The organism is Cedecea sp. NFIX57 (assembly GCF_900177785.1).
GTDB classification, from domain to species: Bacteria; Pseudomonadota; Gammaproteobacteria; order Enterobacterales; family Enterobacteriaceae; genus Cedecea; species Cedecea neteri_C.
In genome coordinates this window covers 1-9,610 of sequence record NZ_FXAS01000065.1, presented here as the reverse complement: position 1 = coordinate 9,610, position 9,610 = coordinate 1, and the positions used below count along the sequence as shown (strand labels likewise).

6 protein-coding genes and 3 pseudogenes are annotated in these 9,610 nt (G+C 47.9%); 4 read left to right on the top strand and 5 right to left on the bottom strand.

Annotated features, from left to right (window positions below; all coding sequences use genetic code 11):
- Positions 1-556: 556 nt before the first annotated feature.
- Entirely contained in the window at positions 557-850 is a 294-nt protein-coding gene (locus B9Y90_RS24995; RefSeq protein WP_176227934.1) for a DUF1883 domain-containing protein, read from the bottom strand.
- A 556-nt stretch (positions 851-1,406) separates the two neighbouring features.
- On the bottom strand, positions 1,407-1,763 hold the full coding sequence (locus B9Y90_RS27030) for a putative holin (protein WP_176227933.1): 357 nt from the start codon (positions 1,761-1,763) through the stop codon (positions 1,407-1,409).
- An 807-nt stretch (positions 1,764-2,570) separates the two neighbouring features.
- Between B9Y90_RS27030 and B9Y90_RS24985 the strand changes: the two genes are divergently transcribed.
- Positions 2,571-4,076: a T6SS phospholipase effector Tle1-like catalytic domain-containing protein gene (locus B9Y90_RS24985; RefSeq protein ID WP_176227932.1), complete on the top strand. Its 1,506-nt coding sequence runs from the start codon at positions 2,571-2,573 to the stop codon at positions 4,074-4,076.
- A 480-nt stretch (positions 4,077-4,556) separates the two neighbouring features.
- Here B9Y90_RS24985 and B9Y90_RS27430 read toward each other — a convergent pair whose 3' ends face one another.
- Complete coding sequence (locus B9Y90_RS27430; RefSeq protein WP_254902759.1) at positions 4,557-4,679, bottom strand: hypothetical protein; 123 nt, start codon at positions 4,677-4,679, stop codon at positions 4,557-4,559.
- A 50-nt stretch (positions 4,680-4,729) separates the two neighbouring features.
- Positions 4,730-5,143, bottom strand: a pseudogene (locus B9Y90_RS24980) (transposase domain-containing protein); the annotation flags it as partial.
- 34 nt (positions 5,144-5,177) lie between these two features.
- Here B9Y90_RS24980 and B9Y90_RS24975 point away from each other — a divergent pair.
- The 3 genes and pseudogenes from B9Y90_RS24975 to B9Y90_RS27425 form a co-directional block, all read left to right on the top strand.
- Positions 5,178-5,381 (top strand): annotated as a pseudogene (locus B9Y90_RS24975) (IS110 family transposase); the annotation flags it as partial.
- Positions 5,382-6,258: 877 nt separating this feature from the next.
- Positions 6,259-8,124 carry a low affinity potassium transporter Kup gene (gene kup, locus B9Y90_RS24965; protein WP_085543009.1) on the top strand — a complete coding sequence of 622 codons (1,866 nt, stop codon included), beginning with the start codon at positions 6,259-6,261 and terminating at the stop codon, positions 8,122-8,124.
- A 97-nt stretch (positions 8,125-8,221) separates the two neighbouring features.
- Positions 8,222-8,458: pseudogene (locus tag B9Y90_RS27425) on the top strand (IS110 family transposase); the annotation flags it as partial.
- Between the two features lie 372 nt (positions 8,459-8,830).
- Here B9Y90_RS27425 and B9Y90_RS24960 read toward each other — a convergent pair.
- Complete coding sequence (locus B9Y90_RS24960; RefSeq protein WP_254902760.1) at positions 8,831-9,514, bottom strand: amidohydrolase family protein; 684 nt, start codon at positions 9,512-9,514, stop codon at positions 8,831-8,833.
- Between the last annotated feature and the right edge of the window lie 96 nt (positions 9,515-9,610).

The following is a 9,610-nucleotide window of genomic DNA, read 5'->3' as shown; positions in this document are numbered from 1 at the left end:
TTAAACTCTTCAGGATAACGCTTACCGCTCATGGGCACCTCTCTTTAAGTCATCTTAAATGACTCTGAGGTGTCTGTTAAACCTGTGGCGATTCAGTCGTTGGTGGTAAAGTAGGATACATAAGATAATGACTATAATCTTTTTAACTGTAAATCTTCTGCTTTATAGGGGGATCTACTGTTTGAGATCGATTGAGTTTCGTGAAAAACTGCTGAGACATTTATCGGGTGCATATATTTCACCAGGCAGTTCAGAAGAGCAGTTTACAAAAAAACAGTACGGTCATAAATCAGTCCGAAGGTCTGTGCCGGGATATGCCGTGGCGCCAATAGTGAGATGTGCGTGTAATATTTTAGCGATCGGGCATGTGCATACTGCAAGAGATACTCTTAGGCTGCTCAATGAAGCCTGAACTTGCCGGGCGGCTCATGGATTTGATGTGTAATAAATGCTTATTTATCAATTTGTTATAAAAATCACAAGCGAGCGGTATCCACCGGGCTAAACATTAAACAATGTGCGTGAATGAGGTTCTCTGGCTTCCGGTCTGGCACATTCACTGAACGGGCAGTTTGCATTCGCCCCTGACAGATTCCTGGAAAAGCTCCACGGAATATTCGATATTGTCTGGTAAAAATCCCCACCGTTTGACGGTTATATTCCAGTAGCCCGTTGCGGAAATTTGGATGAGTGCAGGAAAATGATTAAAAAAACCGCCGTAGAAATTTGCACCACCCTCTTTAAGATAGATCTCATGATTGTGGTCATCTCTGATCATAATGATCAACGGCATATTGCTATTAACTATGATATAATTACCTGCTTTAGCGTATAGGCGCTTGTATGTCATTATTTCTACCTTCATCTATTAATAATTCTCACATGTATTCTAAAGTATTCATAATGAAATAATATTAATTGATTTAAATCATAAATAATTACTTTTATTTCTTTTTTTATTAGCGATGTGGAACTATTGATATAGAGAAGTGTAGTATTTTAATATATATTATGGCTGATATTTTTTATATTATATTTTTAATTCATCACGAACGATTGAAAATGTGTTGAGTTTTTTCACATGGCAACAAAGATTAATTTATAATAAGTGACACTGTCACTTAAAATCTTCATCAGTATCCTGATTGCCCCGTTACCCGTGTGGCGGCAGAGGGACATCGCGGTAATGGCAATCTTTCACCAACATCCCCTGATGTATTATGTGCGGTGACGCTTCATGCTGCACCAGCAGAGCTGTGGCCAGCACGGCCGTTCAGGACTGAAATGGAGAATGTCGGCACTGGGTATCAGATGGCAAGGAATATGAGCTGGTCTTCCCTTCAGGAGAGAGTCTGCCTCCTGAAGGGAAGACCAAACTTGCATATCCGGGGATAAAATTCGTCCTGCTATTTTGTTGTCTCACCTTTATTATGCCGGAAGATGGTCCCGACATTATTACTCACTGTAGTCAGCAATTTAACTACCACTGCCGAGGACACCAGCGCCCCAACGGGCTCTCGTGCAGTGACACTCTCCGGTGTGATACTGGAGACTACCTGTGCGGCAAAGGGGGCTGCCACCACGCCAGCCAGCATCGATATTGCAAATAATATGACTGACTTTATTAATGGAACATCCGATAAATACAGTGCAAAAATAGCCGCCCCGACTAATGCGCCAACAAGGACGCCTGGGCTGTGTACGCTGTGTGTGAATGTTGCAATTTCAGTCTGTGCCAGTCGACTGACGCTTTGTATAATCATGGTTGCTCTCCTCAAGCAAGATATATATCTCCGGATATCGGTTCTTTTCATCCCACTGTTTGAACCTGCTGGCGCATGTCGTGGCACAAAATCCTGGCGGATAAAATTGGCCTGACTGCACGGGATGGTATTGCCGAAATATATGGCGGCCATGGCATACAGGGGATACGTAAAATATAAGCGATGCATAAACATAAGCGGAGAGAATATTTTTTATATTATCGTGAATCTAAAGCGTGTGGCGTACATCTGATATTGCTATAAAGTTAAATTTATTGAATTGTAGTAACTAATACATAAGTACGTAATATTGTAATAACAAATGGCTGGCGCAAGATCATCATAATGTCCATGTCTTATGAACGGGAACGTTCAGGCGGTATGGCATAAACCATCGCATTACCTGGAATGTATGCTCATGGTACATCGCCTGACATTATTGTGAATTTTTTTTTCAGTATCTCTGAAAAGCACCATGTATTCTTCTGTTTTGTTTATCCCGGGGCATCGAAAAAACCGTTATCGGCATGAAACTGATACTAAGCATGCAAAATCGTAGCGCAAGTCTACGTATTCACTGAATGATGTTTTTCTGTGCGGGTGAGGTTAACAAAGAAGGTGTGTATTAACTGGGGCTGCAATGTCACTCCGGAGGCGGGCTTCTCTGCGCCAGATGATAACAGCGGGAGCCACTTTGTGGTGACATTGCACGCCAGAATAAAAGATAGAGAACGACCAGGTAAATAATGATGTCTCAATACATGCAGCATTATGCTGCCCCAAAATCGTGCTATTTCAGGCCGGGCTGTGAACAAATCTAAGGCGAAGCGTGAAATTACGCTGACCATCGGCATTTTTTTTGATGGCACGGGTAATAATGCACCCAACACGGAAAGAGCCCTCCGTAGCTGTGGTGCAGGCTATCATGATCTAAATTTTTCGGGCGCAGAGAGCATGCTGGCTAACTGCGTTCGTGATCACTTTGGCTTTTCTGGGTCGGAGGCAGTAAGTTATAACACCTACTTTACCAATATCTACTGGCTGAGCACGCTTTACCAGCAGGGGTTGACCACTGAGGCTGATGAAGCCCAGAGTGCTGTCTATATTGAAGGTATCGGAACTGAAATTGATCAGCCTGATAACCTGGTGGGTCTGGGACTGGGTCTCGCAGAAACAGGGATAATTGCCAAGACAGATAAGGCAGTCTCTAAAATAGCGCGACATGTTCAGGACATGCTGCATGTTTTTCAAAACCAACAACAAGATTGTGTATTTGTTGTCACAACCGTCAGATTTGATCTTTTCGGTTTCAGCCGTGGGGGAGCTGCGGCGAGGCATTTTGCGAATCGTGTACACGCCAGGGACTCCGAGATCATCAAGGCTATCAACCAGGGCATGGCGCATTCGACGTGTGTGGGCACGCCAGTTGTTAAAAATCGTTTTATAGGTCTGTTTGATACGGTCGCCGCTGTGGGGATCCCCACCCATCACTTAAACCGACAAGTTACAGACACCCGTGATGTAAACCTTTCTCTGGCCACCCGAGTAGCTGAGCGCGTTTTTCAAATCGCGGCGGCGCATGAGTGTCGTTTTAATTTTGCCCTCAACAGCGTTGGTCCGGATTGGCCGGAGCTGCTACTGCCAGGCGCGCATTCTGATATCGGCGGGGGGTATTTGCCGGTAGTTACAGAAAATGTGTTTCTGTCACGTCCGGAGACCGAAACTGTGCCCTTCGACAGACCTGATGTGCAAACGCGGGTATACCAGAAGGCTTTTGCCCAGCTCTCCATCCTGACAGCCTCCCCGGCGATGGCTGCGCTGGCTCGCGCCAACAACATTTCAGCTGAAACCTGGTATGACGACAGAATGCCACTTGATCGATACGGACAAATGCAGAAAAGGAGTTTCGCTGCACTGACACTTCGAAACAGGGTAGTCAAAAATCGTTGGTCGACGGTAGCCTTGAGGGTGATGCGGGATGCTGCTCTGGAGGCCGGGGTAAGGTTTAATGCAATCGATCCGACGCTGCCGGAGACGGCGTTGCCTGATGAGTTGGTGTCTCTGAGTGCTAAGGCTGTTGTTATGGGCAAAGCTGTTCGCCAGGGCCAGTCATCGCAAGCGTTTTCTTTGCAAGAAATGGATATGCTCGCCACAAAATATATTCATTGTTCGGCTCACTGGAATGCCATTGATACTGACGCTGACGGGCGGATCCTTGGGGGGGCATTTCCTTCCGAACTCATTGGTTTTATCAGCCGCCCCGACGAGCAATGGCGGCGTACCGTTTATCATATGGATGCCCGGAGGAGATAAATCCGGCTATTTTCCCTGTCAGTTTCCCGGAGGTCTGGGCATAAGCCTGTGGTATCAGTGCCAATATCCTTGTCAGCAGCACGGAAGATAATTATTTGCCATCAAAGGCAAGCCACAAAGACCTGCCAGATGACAGGAGAACGGGAATAGCCCGGGGCAACACGCAGCAACTGATGATGCAGGCTATTTTTATCGCCAGTGGAAAACAGTTAATAACCTGAACGTCCATCATTACGCTATATCCATCTAATACTGACCTGTCTGAAAGCGTTTCACTATCAGTCAATACTCTCATGTTCCCGGGAACCCTTACGAGGTAGCATCCATTATTCGGTGTAAAAGATGTGTTTTCCCCGTCAGTATTTGCCTCCTGAAAAGGCCGATTATTGGTGCCTTTCTGATTGCTGGTTATCCCTAAATCCGACCTGGGATGCCGCGGAAGTCCAACCAGAGGACCCTGACCTGGCTCAAGTGCATTCGTTAACAACCTGTCGCCTCTGCAAAGATTTTTGCGCCCACTTCGATCGCGGCGATTCCTGCTACGATAGCACTCAGCGTCAGCAAAGCAGGCATTTCCACGATATCGCTGAGTGCTTTACCCATTTCCAGACCCAGGCAGATGGGTAAGCGTTAAGTGAGCACCATATTGACGACTATTTATTGATGAGGTCTACGGACCATGGCAGAAGTTCTGCCACTTTATTGGACGGCCACTCCGGCAGTACGCTCAGGATATGGCGAAGGTAAGCTTCCGGATCGATGCCATTCAGTCTGCACGTTCCGATCAGATTATACCGCCGTGCTCCGCGCTCACCACCGTGGTCGCTACCGTAGAAGATAAAATTTTTATCCGGGCTGACTGCCCGTAGAGCCCGCTCGGCGGTGTGATTATCTGGCTGTACCAGCCACTCATGCAGGAATGTCAGCAGTGGCTAACGCCGGGATTGCCTTGCCGCTAGACGTTACGTTGCCGGGATGCCGCGTATTCCGTCTTCCGGAGCGTACAGCTCACTGATTCGTTTCAGAGCAAGTTGTGAACGGGCGATAGCGATTTTACCATCGTGTACAGCAGGGTGGATAAACTGGCCCTCTTTCGGCCGTTTGAGAAGACTTCTTGTACAGGGGGCACGTTCGGTCCAGATTGGCGCAGAGAAAAGGACGGATTTATTCAGCCATTGGGTCTGCTCACTGGTCGAACGCGGAATATACTGGAGCGCTGTTGTGGCCATTGCCGCCAAAAATGCAAGACTGTGCTGGATATTATTGCATTACGGTGATGATTTCAGGCTGTACTCAGCCAACTGAAGTACAAAACTGTATGACCATATGATTTACAACTCTTTGATAATAAAGGCTTGACCCCGCGCGGAATATCTGCTTATTGTACAGGGCGAGTGTACCTGGCTAACGAACCAGAGCCTCACGCGCACCTTTCATTAGGGGCCGAATCGATGGCGATTCATCATGATCTTTTCCTGGGATCGTAGTCTCTCCCCTTTATTTTTTGTAGTGCAGACAGAAACCGTAAACATCGGCGTTGACATGCCGGGGAAGTCCTTATGGAACAATTTTTTTCGTTTCCCAAACGCAGTCCTACCTGAAAAGTCGCCAGTCTCCACAAGCCCTCTGGAGCACTATGCCGGGTAGGATGAAATCATCCTGCGCTACCGGGAGCCACAGTGCGGGACAGGGAACGCGTCTGGTAGTGAGTGACGATGACTTTATGGCACGGTTTTTCTGGCAGGTCCCGGTCATAAGGTGCTCTGAACGCGGCAGAGGTTTTGTAAAACAGGGCATGGGATTTGATTTGTCTTAAGTGGTTAGTTGATGAAATATTACAAAACATGAAATACGTGTAGGGCGGGTTACGTTTATCCGCCATAACCCTGATGTTTGCCCTGAAGTCAAAGACGATTAAGGTATAAACCGTGAGTAACACGGCGTAAATAGCGTCAAAATAATGCAAATACCACAGCAGATTCATGATTTTTTTACATATTATTGACCGTCCAGTCCATTTCCACTCTTTTTACGGTGTGAGATCTGGATATCGTTCCGCAGAGACCTGTCTGCACTTTGTCATAAATACTCACAGTCAGGTGGGGTGAAAGCCACACAAACCGCAATAAGATAACTATAGTTACGGCAATTATCCTTTAGCTGTTTGGGCTACATCCTCTCTATGCAAAAAAATAAAACTCCTCTGCCAGCGGTTACGCTGGCAGCAATTGGTGTCGTGTACGGGGATATTGGCACCAGTCCTCTTTATACCCTGCGTGAATGTCTTACCGGGGTTGAGGGAATATCCATGACGCAGACATCGATATTTGGTTTCCTGTCGCTGATCTTCTGGCTCTTGATGCTGATTGTATCCCTGAAATATGTCTGCTTTGTGATGAAGGCAGACAATGACGGAGAGGGGGGGATACTGACGCTGATGTCTCTGGCCATCCGCAATATTAATTCTCGCCGGGCAGGGATGGTGACCCTGGCCGGTCTGGTCGGCGCCAGTTTCTTTTACGGTGATGGCGTCATCACCCCTGCTATTTCCGTGCTTTCAGCCATCGAAGGGCTGGAGCTTATTGCTCCCTCGCTGGCTGATTTCATTGTGCCGCTGGCCCTTGTTGTGTTGACTATCCTGTTTGCTATCCAGAAATACGGCACCGGCAAGGTCGGTAAGCTTTTCGCCCCGGTTATGTGTCTCTGGTTTGTTATGCTTGCCGTGCTCGGCATTAGCGGGATTATGCGTCATCCCGGGATAGTACAGGCGCTGAACCCGTGGTGGGCCATACAGTTTTTCCAGCAGTACCACAGTGCGTCGTTTGTTGCCTTGGGAATGGTGGTGTTATCCGTCACTGGGGCTGAGGCGTTATATGCAGATATGGGGCATTTCGGAAAAAAACCAATTCGGATTGCCTGGGGAATGCTGGTTGCACCCGCGCTGGTCCTCAACTATTTCGGCCAGGGGGCACTGCTAATCAGCCAGCCTGAGGTGATTAAAAACCCGTTCTTTCTTCTGGCGCCGGACTGGGCAATGATCCCGCTGCTCCTGGTTGCCACACTGGCGACCGTCATTGCTTCACAGGCAGTTATCTCCGGTGTTTTCTCTCTCTCCCGGCAGGCCGTTCGTCAGGGGTATCTGCCTCCTATGCGTATCATTTATACCTCGGATGTAGAATCCGGACAGATTTATGTGCCGCTGGTAAACTGGTTGCTCTATGTGGCTGTGGTGATCGTCATCGTCAGCTTTAAAAGCTCAAGCAGTCTGGCCTCCGCATACGGCATCGTGGTTACCGGTACGATGGTGCTGACAGCAGTCCTACTCAGCATTGTGCTGGTGAAAAACTGGGGCTGGAAGCGTCGCTGGGGGGGGATGATGCTCGTTGCCATGTTGGTGGTTGATCTGCCACTGTTTGCCGCAAACCTTTCCAAGTTGTTCAGTGGGGGCTGGTTACCTGTGGTGCTCGGCCTGGCGATACTCCTTATCATGCTTACGTGGAATACAGAACGCCAGCGCTTGCTTGGGCGTCTGCGCGATAATCCCGAAGCCCTGCAGGCCATGATTGGCTCCCTCGAACAGTCAGAGTCCCTGCGCGTCAGGGGGACCGCGGTCTATATGGAGCGATCACAGACGGCTCTGCCGCTTGCATTGATACATAATCTTAAACATAACAAGGTGCTGCATGAGCGGGTGATCCTGCTCAATGTGACCACGGCCGATGTGCCTTACTGGCACAATGTGCAACGTGTAACCATCACGCAATTGTCACCTACCTTCTGGCGTGTGGTGGCATGCTACGGCTGGCGAGAAACGCCAAATGTGACGGATATTCTCTATCGTTGTGGCATGGAGGGACTTCGTGTCACGATGGAAGAAGCCTCGTTCTTCCTATCCAGAGATACGCTATTGCTGGGCGACCGACCTTGGTATTTGAAAGGGCGAGGGTGGATGTTCCAGATCCTGCAACGCAATGCTCTACGTGCACCTGAACTCTTCCAGATCCCCGCTAATCGAGTGATTGAGTTGGGTTCCCAGGTTCGGTTCTGATGGGCGCGAATGGAATGGACGCCCCAATTAAGTGGCAGCAGTGTGTCAGAATGAAAGTGTGCCAGACACAAGCACTGAATAAATGGGAACGTCGGTTATGAGGATTACAACCATCGGTATTGATCTGGCAAAAAATGTCTTTCAGCTCCTCGGGGTCAATGCTCAGGGGAAAACGGTACCCACAAGATAACTACGTCGTGATGTAATGCTGATGTTTTTTGTGAATCTTCCCCTCTGTTATATTGGTATGGAGCCCTGTGGTGTTTCACATTGCTGGGCACGTCAGCTGCGCAGTTTTGGTCACGATATAAAGTTAATGGCATCACAGTTCGTTAATCTTCTCTACGATATATTTGTTTTATATTAAATTATTTTTTCATGGATTGAGGGTGCTGTGTTGATGTGGCTTACATACGCTAATTCATTGAAATGGTTGTGAAATGAAAATACTTCCCGTAACTTTCACCAAATGTGGCGAAGGTAGATGTCACTTACAAAAAATCGCCTGGAGTTCAGAAACCAGACTGTTACGTACGTTCTTGTGCACGAAGTAATAATAAAAATACGTACGTAAGCCCGCGCACGATGTTGCCTGAAAATATCATCAGCCAGATGAATGGTGGAGATGCTGATATACCAGCTGTCGGGGGATCTACATGAGCAGCTGCTCCAGCGCTTCGGGGTGTCCTCACTATTCGGGGAAGGGTTACTTCACTTTTTCACCCATGATGTAGGTATGTTCTATGGTGCGATCGTCACCCATCATTTCAATTGCGAAGATTTTGCTTTCGACCGATTTGCTGTTCTCAGTTCTGATTTTCAGCGCATTGTCACTCTGTGGATTGATAACGATGAAGTCGGCTTCTTTCCCTGGAGTGAAACTTCCAATTACGTGGTCAAGTGACAGGGCTCTTGCTCCTCCAAGGGTCGCTATATACCAGTTTTCCATCGGATCGAGAGAGCGGATTTTTTCGGGTGTTTCTGTGAACGCTTTTCTTAACTGCGTCACGTTGTAGGCTCCCCCCATAACTTTAAGCATGGACAGACTGGTACCGCCACCAACGTCAGTTCCCAGTCCTGTTTTAACCTGATTTTTCTGGCTCTGTTCCAGATTGAATAACCCGCTCCCCAAAAACAGATTCGACAAGGGGCAGAACGCCACACTGCTGTGTAACGTTGCCAGTATCTGAAAATCTGCATCAGAAACATGAACTGAATGGGCAAAAAAAGACTTCGGCGTGACGAGACCATAATGTCTGTAAACATCCAGGTAACTTTTGCTCCATGGGAACAAGGTTTTCACCCAGGAGACCTCCTGCCAGTTCTCTGCCAGATGGGTTTGCAACCAGACATCCGGGTATTCACGTAATAACCTGCCGGCTACCCGCAGTTGCGTATTCTGGCGAAGATGAACGATGGTTCCGGAGGAACATGAACGCGTTATTTCCTAACGCGCCCTGACTTCTTTTTATTACACTGACCGTTC